General features: G+C 38.3%; 16 protein-coding genes. 7 read left to right on the top strand and 9 right to left on the bottom strand.

Annotated features, from left to right (window positions below):
* Window positions 1-18: 18 nt before the first annotated feature.
* The gene (locus BUA72_RS19135) at window positions 19-1263 is read right to left on the bottom strand and encodes a DUF445 domain-containing protein (RefSeq protein ID WP_047451312.1); all 1245 of its coding nucleotides are present in this window, start codon (window positions 1261-1263) and stop codon (window positions 19-21) included.
* A 139-nt stretch (window positions 1264-1402) separates the two neighbouring features.
* Here BUA72_RS19135 and msrB point away from each other — a divergent pair, with 139 nt between their 5' ends.
* From msrB to BUA72_RS19150, 3 genes are all read left to right on the top strand, one after another.
* Complete coding sequence (msrB, locus tag BUA72_RS19140; RefSeq protein ID WP_139259651.1) at window positions 1403-1849, top strand: peptide-methionine (R)-S-oxide reductase MsrB; 447 nt, start codon at window positions 1403-1405, stop codon at window positions 1847-1849.
* Between the two features lie 128 nt (window positions 1850-1977).
* On the top strand, window positions 1978-2733 hold the full coding sequence (locus BUA72_RS19145) for a murein L,D-transpeptidase catalytic domain family protein (protein WP_072924618.1): 756 nt from the start codon (window positions 1978-1980) through the stop codon (window positions 2731-2733).
* 33 nt (window positions 2734-2766) lie between these two features.
* Complete coding sequence (locus tag BUA72_RS19150; protein WP_072924620.1) at window positions 2767-3147, top strand: cupin domain-containing protein; 381 nt, start codon at window positions 2767-2769, stop codon at window positions 3145-3147.
* 66 nt (window positions 3148-3213) lie between these two features.
* Here the strand turns inward: BUA72_RS19150 and BUA72_RS19155 are convergent, their stop codons facing one another.
* The 8 genes from BUA72_RS19155 to BUA72_RS19190 form a co-directional block, all read right to left on the bottom strand.
* Window positions 3214-4287 carry a serine hydrolase domain-containing protein gene (locus BUA72_RS19155; protein ID WP_072924622.1) on the bottom strand — a complete coding sequence of 358 codons (1074 nt, stop codon included), beginning with the start codon at window positions 4285-4287 and terminating at the stop codon, window positions 3214-3216.
* A gap of 89 nt (window positions 4288-4376) precedes the next feature.
* Window positions 4377-4931: a helix-turn-helix domain-containing protein gene (locus tag BUA72_RS19160; protein ID WP_072924623.1), complete on the bottom strand. Its 555-nt coding sequence runs from the start codon at window positions 4929-4931 to the stop codon at window positions 4377-4379.
* Window positions 4932-4954: 23 nt separating this feature from the next.
* Window positions 4955-6196, bottom strand: a complete 1242-nt coding sequence (gene fabF / locus BUA72_RS19165) for a beta-ketoacyl-ACP synthase II (RefSeq protein WP_072924625.1) — start codon at window positions 6194-6196, stop codon at window positions 4955-4957.
* A 2-nt stretch (window positions 6197-6198) separates the two neighbouring features.
* Window positions 6199-6624, bottom strand: coding sequence for a PaaI family thioesterase (locus BUA72_RS19170; protein ID WP_072924627.1), 426 nt, complete (start codon window positions 6622-6624; stop codon window positions 6199-6201).
* A gap of 10 nt (window positions 6625-6634) precedes the next feature.
* Complete coding sequence (locus BUA72_RS19175) at window positions 6635-7903, bottom strand: acetyl-CoA C-acetyltransferase (protein WP_072924628.1); 1269 nt, start codon at window positions 7901-7903, stop codon at window positions 6635-6637.
* A gap of 10 nt (window positions 7904-7913) precedes the next feature.
* Window positions 7914-8519: a TetR/AcrR family transcriptional regulator gene (locus tag BUA72_RS19180; protein ID WP_047450851.1), complete on the bottom strand. Its 606-nt coding sequence runs from the start codon at window positions 8517-8519 to the stop codon at window positions 7914-7916.
* A 266-nt stretch (window positions 8520-8785) separates the two neighbouring features.
* On the bottom strand, window positions 8786-9202 hold the full coding sequence (locus tag BUA72_RS19185) for an OsmC family protein (protein WP_047450849.1): 417 nt from the start codon (window positions 9200-9202) through the stop codon (window positions 8786-8788).
* 88 nt (window positions 9203-9290) lie between these two features.
* A complete protein-coding gene (locus BUA72_RS19190) occupies window positions 9291-10157 on the bottom strand; it encodes a helix-turn-helix domain-containing protein (protein WP_072924630.1) in 867 nt (288 codons plus the stop codon).
* Window positions 10158-10415: 258 nt separating this feature from the next.
* On the opposite strand from BUA72_RS19190, the gene BUA72_RS19195 reads away from it, so the two are divergent.
* From BUA72_RS19195 to BUA72_RS19210, 4 genes are all read left to right on the top strand, one after another.
* Complete coding sequence (locus BUA72_RS19195) at window positions 10416-11294, top strand: AraC family transcriptional regulator (protein ID WP_034724073.1); 879 nt, start codon at window positions 10416-10418, stop codon at window positions 11292-11294.
* Window positions 11295-11711: 417 nt separating this feature from the next.
* Entirely contained in the window at window positions 11712-14672 is a 2961-nt protein-coding gene (locus tag BUA72_RS19200; protein ID WP_083544252.1) for a SusC/RagA family TonB-linked outer membrane protein, read from the top strand.
* A gap of 15 nt (window positions 14673-14687) precedes the next feature.
* Window positions 14688-16313, top strand: coding sequence for a SusD/RagB family nutrient-binding outer membrane lipoprotein (locus tag BUA72_RS19205; RefSeq protein WP_072924631.1), 1626 nt, complete (start codon window positions 14688-14690; stop codon window positions 16311-16313).
* A gap of 188 nt (window positions 16314-16501) precedes the next feature.
* On the top strand, window positions 16502-17788 hold the full coding sequence (locus tag BUA72_RS19210) for an MFS transporter (RefSeq protein WP_072924633.1): 1287 nt from the start codon (window positions 16502-16504) through the stop codon (window positions 17786-17788).
* The last annotated feature ends 38 nt before the right edge of the window (window positions 17789-17826 follow it).

Here is a 17826-nt window from a genome sequence, read left to right on the forward strand (position 1 = left end):
TGGTTGGTGAATAGTTTTTTAAATGAAGAAGTTGGCAATGGTGTAGATGATCAGTCCTACCAATCCGCCGACGAGTGTTCCGTTGACCCGGATAAACTGCAGGTCTTTTCCTACTTCCAGCTCCAGCTTTTCGCTTAGTTCTTTTCCCTGCCAGTTTCCAACGGTAGAGCTGATGAGGTTTCCGAACTGATGGGTATTTTTAAGGATGTATTTGTAAGCAGTCACTCTTACCCAATGATCAATTTTATTCTGAAGATTTTCGTCCGTTTTTAAATTTTGGGAAAATTCATTCAGGTTTTTAGTGAGATAGCCTTTTAATGAAGACTGGTCGTCCTGAAGTTCTTTCATTAATGTTTTTTTAATGGAAATCCAGATGTCACTGGAGTATTCATCTAACTTATCGCTTTTCAGAAGACCGTTTTTGATGGTTTTAAATTCATCATCCCATTTCGGATCTTCCTTCAGATCGGTAGAGAATTCATGGATTTTTTGAGTGATCAGATTGCGGATTTCATGTTCCGGATCTTCTTCTATTTCTTTGAAAAAATCAGCAAGTCCACTCGCAATTTTATCAGCGATTTTATTGTCAACAAAAGAAGGAATGAATGAATAGCTTCCCTTTTCAACACGCTCTTTGATCATTTCATCATTCTCGATAATATATTCTTTAATCTGTTTGGAAAGATTGGTGATGATTCTCTGATGATCATTTTTCTCCAGAATATAGGTGATCCCGTTTCCAACCACTTTATTCAGCTTAATATCATCCGTCATTTCAGACACTTTCTTGCTGATAAACTGGCTTACCGAAGTATCATCAAGCTTATTGAGAATGTCCAGAACAATATCCGAAAGATTCCTGATCAGGATGTCCTGGCTTTTTTCTTTAGCAAGCCATTCGCCGACAAAGTTTGAAATTTTAAGCTTCTGGATATAAGGGCGGATATTCTGTGGTGAAAGGAAATTGCTGACCACAAAGCTGCCGAGATTATCACCGAGCCTCTGCTTACTGTTTTCAATAAGATTCGTATGCGGAATCGGAAGACCCAGCGGATGCCGGAATAAAGCGGTCACCGCGAACCAGTCTGCCAGTGCCCCTACCATTGCTGCCTCGGAAAAAGCCCTTACATAACCTAACCAATGCGAAGGGTTTGACTTTTGAAGGAGCGTAGTGGCAATGAAAATAATGGCCATCAGGACAAATAATCCGGTGGCAAATGCTTTATATTTTCTCAGTTGTTTTCTTTTGGCTTCATCATTCATATTCTCAAATTTACTAAATTTGGTCATGAGATGAGTTTAATTGAAAGTAAAACTCATCATGAAATGTTTAACTTTCATTATATTATTAATCACTCTGCAGGCTTGTCCGCAGAAGTTTCAGCCTTTTAAAACTGTTCCTATGGAAAATAAAGAAGCAAAAAACAATCCATACTACTCCAGAACCGATACTGCAAAACTGGATATTCCCAACGAAGAATGGAAAAAAATCCTTGCTCCCGACCTATATGCGATATCCAGAGAAGCTGCTACGGAAAGAGCTTTTACCGGAAAATACAATGAGTTTGATGAGATCGGGGACTATTATTGTGCCGTTTGCGGTAATCATCTGTTCCGGTCCACTTCGAAATTCAGCAGCAGCTGCGGATGGCCAAGCTTTTTTGAAGCCGATAAAGAAGGCGTGTATTACAAAAGAGATAGAGCCTATGGAATGGAAAGGGTAGAAGTGCTCTGCAAACGATGTGATTCCCATCTGGGACATGTTTTCGATGATGGTCCGAAACCTACGGGACTGCGGTATTGCATGAATTCTGTCAGCCTGGAATTTGTTGGAGATTCAGAGAAATAAGCCCTTTTAATTCACGAAATCAGGAAGTTAAAGTTTCTTAAATTCAGTTAAACTTTCCGCGTTTATAACAGGCTGGTAATTATGTTTTTATAATTTTGCCTCACTAATTTGGAATTTAATATTATTGAATGAAAGGAATTTATAGTGTATTAGGCCTTGTTTATATGGTCACGACTTCATTCTATCTTTCGCCGGGAAAGGCAGCAAAGACTGGGAATGTGAATACAGCAAAAATTGAAAAAGTAGCTGACACGAAATCTGAGAAGACTGACGCTAAAGCATCTTCATCAGAAGAATTGTACAAATCAATTCCATTTGATCCTGAGCATGAATTGAATTATGAAGTATTCTCAAAAGCATTAACAGGATTTGAAAATTTAAAAAAAGCAGGATTGCTGAATCAGGACTCGCATTTATTGACTATCTGCGATTTTTCTATGTCTTCGAATACAAAAAGACTTTGGGTCATTGATACCAACGAGAAAAAGGTACTGTTCAATTCACTGGTAGCACACGGAAAAAATACAGGCGAAGAATTTGCTGCGAATTTTTCTAACACGGAAAGTTCGCTGCAGAGCAGTTTGGGATTTTATATCACGGATGCCACTTATCAGGGAGACAACGGATATTCTTTGAAACTGCTGGGAATGGATAAAGGATTTAATGATGCAGCCTACAGAAGAGCGATCGTCATGCACGGGGCAGAATATGTAAGCGATGAATTTGCATCAATGCACAAAAGAATCGGAAGAAGCTGGGGATGTCCTGCCGTACCGAAAGCATTGACACAGCCTATCATTAATACCATAAAAGGGCGTAACTGCCTTTTCATCTATTATCCCGATCAGAAATACCTTTCTTCTTCGGAATGGCTGAAATCTTAATTGAGAGTAATAACCGTATAAAAATAGTATAATTTGAAAAGCACAAGCGATTCTGTACCTGCCATAAGGTTACTTAATAATCCCGATGGGACAAGTACTTTCGAAATAGGGAAAATTCCTACTTTGAAGCAGATGAACACAAAAGCTTTTTGGATAAGTACTGCTACTGAAGAATGGGAAAAAGAGGTGCATACTGCCCCAAGAAAGCAATATGTAGTAACGTTGAAAGGAAAAATTCGGTTTAAGGTAAGTAATGGTTCCACATTTCATATCGAACCTGGAATTATCCTTCTGGCAGAAGATGTAGAGGGCGAGGGGCACAGTTGGGAAATAGAAGAAGGAGAACAATGGGAACGGTTATATATTCCAATGGCAGACAATGCGGATGATTTTTTTATACAGGATTCTGAGTAAGAATCTGCCATCTAAAGTAAGAAAGGTAAAAGCAAAAAGCAGTCAGTTTTGACTGCTTTTTGTTATTTATTGAGTTTCTATCTTGATGATTTTCTTTCCGTTTTCTCCCAGATAATGAGCAAGTAATTTATCGAATACTTTGTAGCCGTTATCTGAATTGGTGAAAATCAGAAGTCCCTGTTTGGTTTTCGGAAGAATGATCGTAATGCAAAATGTTCCGGAGTCAGAACCACCATGTGACAATGCATATTCTCCATTACCCAGATCGTAAATAACAAAGCCTAATCCATAGTATTTGTTTTTCCTGGTTTGAACCTGTCTTTTCATCATCTGCTTATAAAGATCATTGTTAAGATGTCCTCCGTTAAGAATGTCAGCGAGAAAGTTTCCATAATCTTCTACTGTTGTATGCAGATCATCAGCCGCATTTGCCAATTTATTTTCCTCTGTTTTATACGGTTTTCCATTTTTGTCATAGCCTTTGGCAAATCTGTTTTTATCTGTGTTTTCATCCCAAATATAATTGGTATCATTCATTTTTAGACGTTGAAATATCAATTCTCTTGCTAATTGTTGCAGTGGTTTTTTGAATTTGTTTTCAATGGCTTTTCTCAAATACTCAAAACCTTCTCCTGAATATTGAAATTTTGTTCCCGGGTCAAAATCAAAACTTAATTTTTTGTTTTCTTTCATGTATCTCCAGTTGGGAAAGCCTGTTTGATGACTTAATATTATTCTTGTCGTCAACTGTTTATTCCTTGGATCATTGGCTATATCCGGATCGGTCCAATATGTATAAACCGGTTCATCAAGATCCCATTTTCCCATATTCACCAGATGTAATGCTACCATTGCGGTAATTGGTTTGGTAAGTGATGCTACATTGAAAATCGTATTGTAAGGTGCTGAAATATCGTCTTTAATTTTTCCGAATACTTTAATCTGTTTTAATGTGCCGCCTTCTATAATGCCAAGCCCAAGAATGGGAACTTTAAGTTCGTGGAGCCAGTTTTCAATTTCTTTATCACGATCAAAAATTGAATCTGTAATGTAATGGCTGCTTACTTTTTCTGCCTGAGCATTGGTATTCGTGGAAAACAGAAGGAGAAATAACAGGGTAAAATAAAAGAGTTTTGTCATTGTCTTATTTTTTTTTGACAAAGATTAGGTTTCTTATTTTTAGTACAAAAAATAGAACCTGACAAAAACCCGACAATCATCCGACAAGGTTATATGAGGCTGAAATTAAGTTTGTAAAGAAGTTCTTTGTTTCTGTCTATTTCAGCAGAATTTCTAAGGATAATAAAAATATTGGACAGGAAAATCAAGATGATCATGATAATCGTAAGTGCAGGTCCGGGTTTTAAGAAGATACCGAATAGAAATGTGACAGGTGCAAATATGGTCCAAATGATCTGAACAGAAATTATTTGCTTTACTAAGCCATTTTTCTGTTTTAGTTTAAACATCAGAAAAAGAGGAACCAAAATATTTAATGGCGGTAGCAACATACAAGGGATAGAAGAAAGATTGATCACTTTTATTAAAGAATAATTCGCAGGAATTTGATCTTCTTTAATTTCAAGATCTTTTGTCTCGATTTCTATGTTTTGAAACTCGCTTTCTGTTGTTTCTAAAGCTTTAGCCAAAACCCGAAGCGTATGACCTTTTGGTTGAGTTCCTGCTTCTATCCGTTGTATTGTCCTGACAGAAATACCAGAGCTCTCGGCCAACTCTTCCTGAGTCAGATTTTTTCTCTCTCTTATTTCTTTCAATTTGGACATGTTACTGTATGTATAGTACGAAATTAATTAAATTTCTTGAAAACCAAAGTCGCATTGTGTCCCCCGAATCCAAAGGCATTGCTTAGCGCGAAGTTGATATTCTTCTCTTTAGCTTCTCCAAAAACGATATTTACATCCTTAGGAATGCTTTCGTCAATATTGTGAAGATTGATCGTAGGTGGAATAATTCCCTTTTCTACAGCTTTAATAGAAAGAATAGCCTCCGCAGCACCTGCCGCACCCAATAAGTGTCCGGTCATGGATTTTGTAGCACTGATATCAAGCTTTTTGTTTCCTCCGAATAATTTGCTGATCGCTTTTAATTCTACCAGGTCTCCAAGCGGAGTAGAGGTAGCATGAGGATTAAGATAATCAAGATCTTCTAAATTGGCTCCCGCTTCTTTCATAGCCAGCTGCATCGCTTTAATCGCGCTCACTCCATCCGGATGAGGTGCCGTCATGTGATAAGCATCTGCGGTCATAGCAGCACCTGCCAGTTCAGCGTAAATTTTAGCGCCTCTTGCTTTGGCGTGCTCATATTCTTCAAGAACCAGAGCTCCGGCACCTTCACCCATGACAAAACCGTCTCTGTCTGTGTCATAAGGACGGCTTGCGGTGGCAAAATCATCATTTCTGGTAGACATAGCTTTCATAATGGAGAAACCTCCTACAGAAGCCGGTGTCACAGCAGCTTCAGAGCCACCACTGATGATTACTTTGGCTTTTCCAAGACGGATATAGTTGAAAGCATCCATTAATGCTGTATTTCCCGTTGCACAGGCTGAAATAGTGGTATAGTTGATTCCCTGAAGACCAAACTTCATAGAAATCATTCCCGAAGCCATATTGGCGATGAACTTAGGAACAAAGAAAGGATTAAATCTTGGTGTCCCGTCGCCTTCTGAAAAATTCATAACCTCGGTTTCAAAGGTGATCATACCTCCCTGTCCGGTTCCCCAGATCACTCCGGTATCAAACGGATCCATTTTTTCCAGTTCCAGTCCGGAATCCTGAATAGCTTCTGTGGAAGCATACATCGCATATTGTGAAAACAGGTCGCTTCTTTTTATTTCGTTGTGGGTCAGGTGAACTTTCGGGTCAAAGTTTTTCACTTCACAGGCGAAGTGTACCTTAAATTTTTCTGAATCAAAATGGGTAATTAAACCTGCTCCGCTCACCCCGTTAATACTGTTTTGCCAAAAATCTTCGACATTGTTCCCCAAAGGCGTCACAGCGCCCAGTCCTGTAATGACAACTCTTTTCATATCTAGTTATTAATTTTGAATAGATTAGAGGTTCCCCTGGCAATCAGTCTTGTTTTGTCTGCGTTCCATATCTCGCATTGCGCATTGACAAACTGCCGGCCTCTTTTTATAATTTTCGTTTCGGCTACAATATTATCATTTTCTTTTGCAGTTGAAAAATAATCGATCACATTATTGATGGTTGTTATGAAAGAATTTTCGTTCAGAGAGAACATCGTGGCTCCAATGATGTCGTCAACGATGGCTGCCGTTACTCCGCCATGGAGATTTCCGATCGGGTTAAGCCATTCCGGTCTTACCGTATATTGGAACTCGAGATGTCCTTCTTCTACAGAAAGTACAATAGGATTGAGCCATTTCATAAACGGTGAGGGTGACTGGTCAAACTCCTTTCCGATGAATTGCTGCAGCTGTGCTAATCTGTCCATATTTTTTGTTTTATTTTTCTAAAATCATAGTGACACCCTGTCCGCGTGCTGCGCAGATAGAGATAAATCCTTTTCCGCTGCCTTTTTCGTGGAGCAGTTTGGCCAGAGTACCGATAATTCTTCCACCTGTAGCCGCAAAGGGATGCGCTACGGCAAGGCTTCCGCCTTTTACATTCAGTTTGCTTCTGTCAATTTTCCCCAATGCTTTTTCCAGACCGAATTTTTTAGCAAGATCATCGTTTTCCCAGATTTTAATCGTAGCAAGAACCTGAGCGGCAAATGCTTCATGAATTTCATAATAATCAAAATCTTCAAGACTCATTCCAGCCTTTCTAAGCATTCTGTCAGCTGCAAAAACGGGAGCCAGAAGCAGATTCTGCTTGTTTTCCACATATTCAATTCCTGCCACTTCTGAGAAAGTCACATACGCTAAAATAGGAAGGCCGTTGGCATTTGCCCATTCTTCGCTGCCCATTAAAACGGCTGATGCACCATCTGTAAAAGGAGTTGAATTTCCGGCGGTCAATGTGCCGTTTTCTTTATCAAATGCCGGTTTCAGCTGGGAAAGTTTTTCAATGCTGGTATCTCTTCGGAGATTATTGTCTTTATCAAGGCCGAAAGCAGGAATAATCATATCATCGAAAAATCCTTCGTCGTAAGCTTTGGCCATATTCTGATGACTTTTTAAAGCCAATTCATCCTGTTCTTCACGGGAAATATTGTAATATTTGGCTGTGATTTCTGTATGTCCACCCATCACAAGACCGGTTTTAGGTTCCTGTCCTTTGTAGGGAATCGGCATCCAGTCTTTAAGTTTTGGGCTTAGAAGCTGTTTTAACTTTCCAAATGCTGATTTTTCTTTATTGGCTTTTAACAGGGCTTTTCTTAATCTCGGAGCAGATTCAAACGGGATGTTACTCATAGCTTCAACACCACAGGCAATACCGCTTTCTATCTGTCCCAGTGCAATTTTATTTCCAATATAAACGGCAGCCTCAATTCCTGTATCACAGGCTTGCTGAAGATCGCATGCAGGCGTTGCGGGATCCAGTGCCGTATTCATCACGGTTTCTCTGATGAGGTTGCTCTCGGAAATGTGTTTGATCACAGCTCCGCCGGCTACTTCACCCAGAAGTTTTCCCTGTAAATGGTATTTGTTGATCAGTCCGTTGAGTGCAGCTTCCAGAAGCTCCTGATTATCCAGGTCCGCATAGGCTGTATTGATTCTTGCGAAAGGAATTCTGCTGTATCCTACGATAGCCACTTTTTTTGTTTCCATATTGAAAAATTTATGAGGGAAGTATTTTTAATTCTTTGTCGATCATGAATAATATCCTGTCTAAAGCCATATGCAGATATTTTTCTTCTTCAGTCGTTTTGGCAAGCAGGATTCCGCCTTCTACCATCATGATGAATAACGATCCGTATTCGTCTGAATCTATGGTCTGATGGATCTCTCCGTTGTCCTGCCCGTCTTTAATGACGGATGCTATTTTTTTGATCCAACCTTCAAACGATTGGGTCACCTGTTTCTTCAGACTCGGAAAAGTATCATCAGCTTCTGTGGCTGCGTTCATCAAAGGGCATCCTCCGTTTTCAAAGACTGTTTTCCAGTTTTTTCGATAAAAATTAACAAATGCATTAAGTTTATCAATGGTCGTTGGAAATTCATCTCCTAAAGATCTGGCCATGTTTTTGGATAACAGGCTGGAATTGTATTTGTAAACTTCCAGTGCCACTTCGTCTTTGTTGCCGAAGTTTCCATAGATGCTTCCTTTGGTCAGACCTGTAGCTTCCGTGATGTCAGATAAAGACGTAGACGTGTAGCCTTTGGTATTGAACAAAGACGCTGTTTTCTCAATGATAAACTGTTTGGTCTTTTCTGCTTTTGACATTTAAGTGTTTAATTTCAATGCAAATATACAAAAATATACCGATTGGTATATTTTATTTTGTCACTGTTTTTTTTACCACAAAAGGCACAAAAGTTTTTGACAGCTTAAATTGATATAAAGTTTAAATTGATAATGTGGAGAAAGATCACATCAGTTTTTTGAAAAATCAGAGATTTTCTGTGAAGAATTAAACCATTAAGATTTTTTAATCAGATAAGACTAATTAAGAAAATCCTAATGGTTTAAATAGAGAAATTTGAATATTATTAAGCTAAAGTAGCATTCAAAGTAATTTCAAAGTTGAAAGCTGCACTCACCGGGCATCCTTCCTCAGCGATTTTAGCGAATTTCTGGAATTCTTCTTCTGAAATTCCTGGAACTTTTGCCGTTAAAGTCAGTTCAGATTTTGTAATTTTTCCTACACTAGGATCAAGAGTGATGACGGAAGTTGTTTTTAATTCTTCAGGAGTAAAACCAGCCTGAGAAAGTTCAGCACTCAGTTTCATCGTGAAGCATCCTGCATGCGCTGCAGCAAGAAGTTCTTCAGGATTAGTTCCCACTCCGTCTGCGAAACGGCTGTTGAAAGAATACTGGGTTTCGTTTAAAGTCGTACTTTGAGTAGTTAAATGTCCTTTACCTTCTTTGATGTTACCGTTCCAAACGGCTGTTGCGTTACGTCTCATAATGTTTGCTTTTTATTGTTTTTAATATATTGATTTTGATGATACAAAGATAGAGTGGCCGGAAGTCGGATTCAATAGATAAAAAGACTTAAATATTGTACTTTTTTCCCGACGGGTAGTTTTTCTTGAAATTGGCGGGTGTGCTTCCCGTTTTGTTGGTAAAAAGCCGGTTGAAATAAGCCGGATCCTCATAACCAAGATCATACGCGATTTCTTTCACGGGTTTATCAGTGTAGAAAAGAAGTCTTTTCGCTTCCAGTAAAATTCTGTTGATGATCAACTGGTTGGGAGATTCTATATTCAGGCTTTTAAATTTATGCGTTAATGTTTTCGGAGCCATATGAAGGAGTTCCGCATAATCTGCAACATTATGTTTTTCCCTGAAATGAATTTCCAGATACCTGCTGAAATCTCTGAAGACATCCAGTTCAGTGCCCGGAATTTTCACCGTATCATTATTAAGATGCTGCTTTTTCCAGTTTCTGGTCGCACGGATGATGATCTGTTTTACATACGTGCGGATCATTTCCTCAGCAGAAGAATCTTTCCATTGAAGCTCATCTTTTATATGCTGGAATAAATTTTTAATGTCGGAAGTTTCCGAATCGGTAAGCTCCACGAAAGGAATTTCAAATACATTATGGAAAAGAAGCCCGTCACAGGCTACTTCTTTGTCATGAATCTGGATGCAGTAAAAATCACGGTTATAATACAGAAGCATAGATTCCTCCAGTCCTTTTTCTATTTTCAAATGTTGGCTGGTGAGAAAGAATAGAGTAGGTTTTGATACCTGATAATGATTAAAATCTACAGTGAGTTCATAGCCTTCCGGAATGAAAAGGATTTTGATATCATATCTGAATTGAGTTCCATTGATCTTCTCCAGATTGTTCTGAGAGAATAGTTCGAGCCCGAGTTTTTTGTAGTGATCTTCAAAAATAAGCTGCTGCTGCATACAATTACTTTAGCTTAAAGATACAAAAAAGAAGGTTTTGGCAGTATTAATAAATAGAAACCTGTTTTCTGATGACTGGATTTCATAAGGTTAACAGGGATTCTTTTATCCATTTCAGGGCTTATTTTCAGTTTTCGTTTCAGTTTTTTAATCAAAAACATAGAAAAAATAAAAATTATATATTAGTTGATTGGTTTTTTATCAATTTTGCAAAAACGTACTGTATTGAATTATAACTTTAATTTCTTCAAAGATTAGATGAGTAAGCTAGAAAATATTTTGAGAGAAATAACGCCATTATCTCCCGAGGACAGTTTTCTTGTGTTTGACCGGATAAAGGCATCTTTTGATTTCCCATATCATTATCACCCGGAAATAGAGATCAATTTTATCAGCAAAGGAAAGGGATACCGCCGGATGATCGGGGACCACACAGGAGAAATCGGTGACATCGAACTGGTGTTGGTCGGTCCGAATCTTCCGCACTGCTGGGCCAACCATAAGTGCAAAAACCGGAAAACCCATGAGATTACGGTGCAGTTCAATCAGGATTTTTTTAATCAGTCGATGATGGATAAAAATATTCTGAAACCCATCAGTAACCTGATGAAGGACTCGATCCGGGGCATTCTTTTTTCTCAGGAAACGGCGGAAAAGCTTAAAGACTCCTTTTTCAATTTATCCAAAATGAACAGTTTTGAGTCATTCATTGAGATCATGAAAATTCTGAATGAACTGGCCATTGCCGAAGATAAAACGCTTCTGTCCTCGTACAGCATAGAATCGGAAACCTTTGCAGATAATGACAAAATGAAAATTGTACACGATTTTGTGCATAAGAATTTTGAAAGTAAAATTACACTTCATGATGCAGCCTCTCTGATTAATATGAGCAGTGTTACTTTTAACAGATTCATCAAAAAAAGAACGGGTAAGACTTTTGTGAATTATCTGAACGAAATAAGGATCAGCTATGCCGCACGGTGGCTCATGGAGAAGAATTTGACCGTTTTTGAGACTGCTTTTGAAGCTGGTTTTAATAATATTGCCAATTTCAACAAAGTTTTTAAATCTATTAAAAAAACGACGCCTACTGAGTTTAAAGAGCTCTTTAAAGGCGTGAAGAAAATAGAGTAACACTTTTTAAATTAAGGAAATACATTGTTTATATACTCATAATCCGGATACTTTTATCCGGATTTTTTTATGAATATCAGATGCATTTTAATCAAAAAGTGTTAAAAAAGTGTCATATGAAGGACTGAAAGGCACTAAGTTGTAAAATGGTCTATTTTACTGCAAATCAGAGGGTAAATAGGATGTTTTAAAAACACCTGAATAAATAATATCGTTTTATGATAAAATAACATTATATCCAGCTGTTAACAAAATTTAGATTTGCTAATATGAATTAAATCTTAACAAAACTTTAATTATTTGATGAGTATAGAACAGAATGTTGCGGAAAAAAGAAGATAAATAATGTTTTATACAGTTACCAATATTTAAAGGGATGTCGTTGATTCTCAAATAAATCTTAATAAAACTAACCTTATGAGAAAAACTGTTATACCGGTTTTATTAGTTTTTTCTTTGTCTGCTTACGCACAGGAAACTAAAAAGGCAGATACCGCTAATACAACTAAAATAGAAGAGGTGGTGGTGACCTCTTTGGGGATTAAAAGGCAGGCTCGCTCCCTTACTTACTCCAGCCAGCAAATTGGTGGAGATGAACTGACGGAAGTGAAAACGCCCAATTTTTTAAACTCTATCAGTGGAAAAGTTTCCAACGTACAGATCAATAGAACTAATGGTGTAGGAAGTTCGGTGAGGGTTTTAATGAGAGGAAATAAATCCGCCAACAGCAGCCAGCCACTGTATGTAATAGATGGCATACCGATTATTAACGGGGTTGGAAAGTCCGCGGAAGCCAGCCAGTATTCTACAATGCCGGATGCAGGAGATGTTTTAAGCTCCATCAATCCGGATGATATTGAAAGCATGAACTTCTTAAAAGGGGCTTCTGCTTCAGCTCTTTATGGTTCTATGGGTGGTAATGGGGTTATACTGATTACCACTAAAAAAGGAAAATTGGGTAGAAGTTCTATAACTTACAATACCAGTCTGACGGTAGATCAGGCCTATAGTCTTCCCAAGCTGCAACATAGCTATCTTTCTTATGATCCTGCAGTTTCTGGTCAAACTCCTGGTGTTTCCAATGAAAGTTGGGGGGCAAAAGGTACTTCTAAGGATCACCTAAAGGATTTCCTGCAAAATGGAACGACATGGGTGAACAGCCTTTCTTTCCAGTCAGGAACTGAAAAATCAACGAATTATTTCTCTATAGGAAATACGACTAATAAAGGGATTATTCCTTCTTCTTATTTCGATCAATACAATGTTTCTTTCAGAAATTCCAGCAAATATCTGAATGATAAGTTAACGTTGGATGCTAATTTTATTGGCTCTTTACAAAACAGCATCAACAGACAGACTCCCGGTATTTCTTTTTCACCTCTAGTCAGTTTATATTGGTTACCGAGAGGAGTAGATTTTGATCAATACAATAATAGTAACTATTCTTATATAGATAAATCGAGATTATTACCTGCTCAGAATTGGTGGGCTATAGGACCAGACGGAAAATTCAACGGAAATCCTGCAACCCAAAACCCTTATTGGATATTAAACAGAGATAGAGTTACTGTTAATAACAAAAACACGTATACCGCTGTATCCCTGGCCTATCAGATCAATCCGTGGTTATCTGCAAGGGTAAGAGGGAACTATAGTTGGAATATTACGGATAGCCAAAGAGGGGTCTCAGCCTATTCAGATCCAAATCTTATTACGAGTAACGGAATTAATGGAAGACTTCTTCAAAACAAATACGAAAACTCTTCTACTTATGGTGATGTCTTATTAGTAGGGAGTCCAAAATTGAGCGAAGATATTTCATTAGATTTTACAGTTGGGGGAAGTATTAATACCTCACGAAATAGAGTAACTGAAATTGATAATGCTTATTTGGCGATTCCGAATTTGTTTACCACCAGTAATCTGCTGTGGAATGTAGACAGGAGCGTAGGAGATGGGTTTCACAATATAAGCTACAGTACAAAAAAACAAATACAGTCGGTTTTTGCAAGTGCATCTTTGGGTTATAAGAATATGGTTTATGTAGATATGACCTTTAGAAATGATTGGGATTCTACATTGGCTTTAACAGGAACTAACGGGTACGATTATGAATCTGTAGGGGTTAATGCTGTATTATCCTCCATCTTCAAACTGCCTGAAACCATTAATTTTTGGAAAATAAGAGGATCTTACGCTACCGTAGGATTAGGATTGCCTGCCAATTTAACAACTGCAACCAATCCATATGATACTGTTTACGGATATAACGTGGATGCTGGTCAGATTGTAAAACCTAAATACTCACTTGTGACAGATCCTGCTTTCAAGGAATTATTTGTAAAGCCGGAACTCAATAAAACTTTTGAAGCGGGTACTGAATTAAGATTGTTTAAAAACCGTTTAAGTTTTGACATCACGTATTACAATTCAAATGCTAGCAACCAGCTTTTGGCACTTGATATTTCTTCTAACTTAGGAGGTTTACCATCAGGTTCCTATTATGTAAATGCCGGGAAAATACAAAATACAGGTTTTGAATCTTCTCTGTCCTATAAAATATTTGATTCAGAAAAATTCGGCTGGACGGCTAATTTAAATGGGTCTACCAACAAAAATAAAATTGTAGAATTATTTCCATCCAGCATAAGTGTTCCGGAAAATCAACTTCTTGCACTTACAGGTGGTGGCGCTTATACGAAACTTAAATTGGGCGGATCATTCGGAGACATATACGGTATTAAATTTCTAAGAGATGACCAGGGGAGAATTTTAGTTGATGCTGATGGAAAACCTATGGCAGATAAAAACCTAGGGTATTTAGGTAATCCGAATCCTAAATTTATGTTAGGGTTTGGTAACTCTTTTAACATTGGAAAATTGGGAATTTCTTTTCTGGTTGATGGGAAATTTGGTGGAAAAGTTCTGTCTCTTACAGAAAAAGCGAATGATCTGCTTGGGGTAAGTCAGAACAGTGCTTCTGCCAGAGATGCAGGCGGAGTAGCTATCCCGAACGCGGTATATGCACCGGGAACTCCGAATGCAGGAGCTGCATACACAGGGCTAACCGATGCTAAGGCTTATTACAAAACTGTAGGAGCGAACCAGGAAGGAGCAGGAATTGATGAAGCCTATATGTACAGTGCAACAACGGTAAGACTGCGCCAGGCATCTATATCATATACTTTTGATATTAAATCCAGTTACCTGAGAAATGCAACTGTAAGTATAGTGGGAACAAATCTATTTTTCTTTTATAAAAAAGCACCGTTTGATCCTGAACAGGTTTCAGGAAACACACCTGGTGGTGTAGGAGTGGATTCTTTTGGTATACCAATTACCAGATCTATAGGATTATCATTAAAAGCTAACTTCTAAATATACAATACTGAAATGAAAATAATTAATATTAAAACTTATATACTTGGAGTAGCCGTGTTTTTTTCCGCCTCCAGTTGTATCGGAGACTTTGAAGACTTTAATCAGCAAAAAGTGGGAGGTCCGGAAAATTTTTATGCAGATTATACAGCCATTGTAGATCCTATGAAAGCCATACAAAGAGGTTTTCAGGCAGATTATCAGCTAGCGACCAACCTCAATGCAGATATGTATAGTGGAATGTTCAGTACAGCATCACAATTTAATGGGGGAACAAATAATCTTACTTATTTAATGATGGATGGCTGGAACAATAGAATCATTGCAAGACAGAGGGATGTTTTTAATAATTCTATTGTCATTGATAATGCTGCAAAATTCAACTATGCCGGGATAGATTTCACAGCAACTTTTGCGATGAAAAAAGTATTAAAAATTCTTACAGCATCAAGAGTTTCAGATCGTCACGGACCCGTAGTATACAGCAAATATGACACGCCTAATGCAAACGGTATTACAGATTTCGATTCTCAGCAGGACGCTTACAACAATTTTATTCATGATCTTACCGTTGCCATTGCTGATTTGCAAAAAGTACAAAATACTTCAGCAACACAGAACGTAGAAGATAAGAGTGTTGTGAAAAAATCAGACTTGATTTATGGTGGAGATATAGCCAAATGGGCAAAATTGGCCAACTCTCTTAAACTGAGGTTTGCGTTGCGTATGAGTTATGCTGATCCCGCAAAATCAAAACAATATGCTGAAGAAGCGCTGGCATCATCCGCAGGATTGATATCTGATAATGCAGACAATGCATTGATCAGTGTTGGGCAGCACGAATTAAGTTTTATTATCTATTCGTGGGGTGACTGTTCTATAGGGGCACCCATCATGGCTTATATGAATGGTTTCAAGGATCCAAGACTTCCTGCGTATGCCAACCCGGCAACTGATAATGCGGTTAAAGGACAATACATAGGAATACGTCAAGGGATTAATTTAATAAATGGACAACCGACATACGGTGGTTATTCTCAACCCGCAGCAAGAGCTGCCAGCGGAGATTATTTTTCCGGTGTAAATGGAAAGTTCAAACTGTTTACGGCTGCTGAAACTTGGTTTCTAAAAGCTGAAGCAGCCTTGAGAGGTTATTCAGGGGCAGGCGATATACAAGCCAATTATCAGGCGGGTGTCAGCCAATCCTTTGGGGAATGGGGTAAAAGCTCTGACGTTGCTACTTATCTTGCCGATGGTGTTTCTACAGAAGCTCCTTATATTGACCCTAAAAATGCAGAAAATAATGTACTTGCCGGGGATTCACAATTAAGTACAATTACAATTGCCTGGAACAGTGGTGATTCTAACGAAAAGAAACTGGAAAGAATTATCACTCAAAAATGGCTGGCTCTTTATCCGGATGGTCCTGAAGCATGGACAGAACAGAGAAGAACAGGATATCCGGTTTTATTCAAAGTCAGAAAAAATGATAGTGGCGGATTAATCAATACAGATCAGATGATCAGAAGAGTTCCGTTCACCAATGATACCAAAAATTCAACTTTTAATTACGCACAGGCAGTTCAGCAATTAGGTGGTCCTGACAACGGAGGCACCAAGCTGTGGTGGGATAAAAAGTAATAATTTTAAGCAGATCAAAGATAAAGATAGAGAGGCCATCTCAAAAGTCAGATTTAATTTGGTTTTTTTCATTCCGGAAGGAGAAATTTCTTAAAACGTTTGTTTCAGAATTCTTCAATTTTAGTTTCGTTTCAATCCGGAATGCCACTTTTGAGAGGTCCTCTTTTCTTTACTATTTTAATTTGAATATGGGAAATAATAAGTCTGAAACTCGCTCAGTAAAGCCGATCTTCTGGATCTCCACATTATATTTTGCAATGGGAATACCCTTTGTGACCATTAATGCGGTTTCCGGAATTATGTATAAGGATATGGGTGTGTCAGATTCCAAAATTACATTCTGGACAGCGCTTATTATGTTTTCCTGGACCTTAAAACCTCTCTGGAGTCCTTTTCTGGAGATTTATAAGACTAAAAAGTTCTTTGTTGTTGCCACTCAGTTTGCTATAGGAATTCTGTTTGCTTTGGTCGCCTTAACGCTTCCTTTGCCGAATTTTTTCAAATACAGCATTGCTCTTTTTGCGGTGGTTGCATTTTGTGGCGCCACGCATGACATTGCTGCAGACGGGACCTATATCAATTTTTTAACGAACAAAGAACAGGCAAAATACATTGGCTGGCAGGGAGCTTTCTATAATCTGGCCAAAATCATAAGCAGCGGAGTTCTGGTTTATTTTGCCGGCGTTTTAGAAAAAACAAAAGGAGTGGTCAATGCCTGGATGATCATCATGGGGATTTATGGCCTTCTGTTTTTTTTGCTGGCTATTTATCATTACGCTGTTTTACCGAAAGAAAATAAACAGGAAAAAGAAACCAGAAAAGCTGGAAACGTTCGTAAAGAGCTGTTGGAAGTGATCATTTCTTTCTTCAAAAAGAAAAACATCATGTGGGCCGTCCTCTTCATTATCCTCTACCGTTTTGCGGAAGGATTTGCGATCAAAATTGCCCCTTTATTTTTCAAAGCTCCTAGAACTTCAGGCGGACTGGGATTGTCTACCTCAGAGATTGGACTTATTTATGGGACCTACGGTTCAGCGGCATTTATTTTAGGATCTGTACTGGCCGGTTATTTCATTGCCGCCAGAGGACTGAAAAGATCGTTGATATGGCTGTGTTCGGCCTTTAATATTCCATTTGTAGTCTATGCATTACTGGCTTATTTCCAGCCGACAGAACTGCTTCCGGTAGGAATTGCCGTGGTGGTGGAATATTTTGGTTACGGATTCGGTTTTGTAGGGCTGATGCTTTACATCATGCAGCAGATCGCACCGGGTGAACATAAAACGGCTCATTATGCTTTTGCAACCGGGATTATGAATCTTGGGGTAATGATTCCCGGAATGTTCAGCGGAATGATCAGTGACTGGATAGGATACAAAATGTTCTTTATCTGGGTACTCATCGCTACCATACCGGCTTTTGTCGTGACATTACTCGTTCCTTTCTCTTATCCTGATCAGCCGAAAGAACACTAAATCATTTATTAAACATATTAAATAAAAGTAAAAATACT

Origin of the sequence: Chryseobacterium sp. OV279, from assembly GCF_900128945.1 — a bacterium.
Classification (GTDB): Bacteria; Bacteroidota; Bacteroidia; order Flavobacteriales; family Weeksellaceae; genus Chryseobacterium.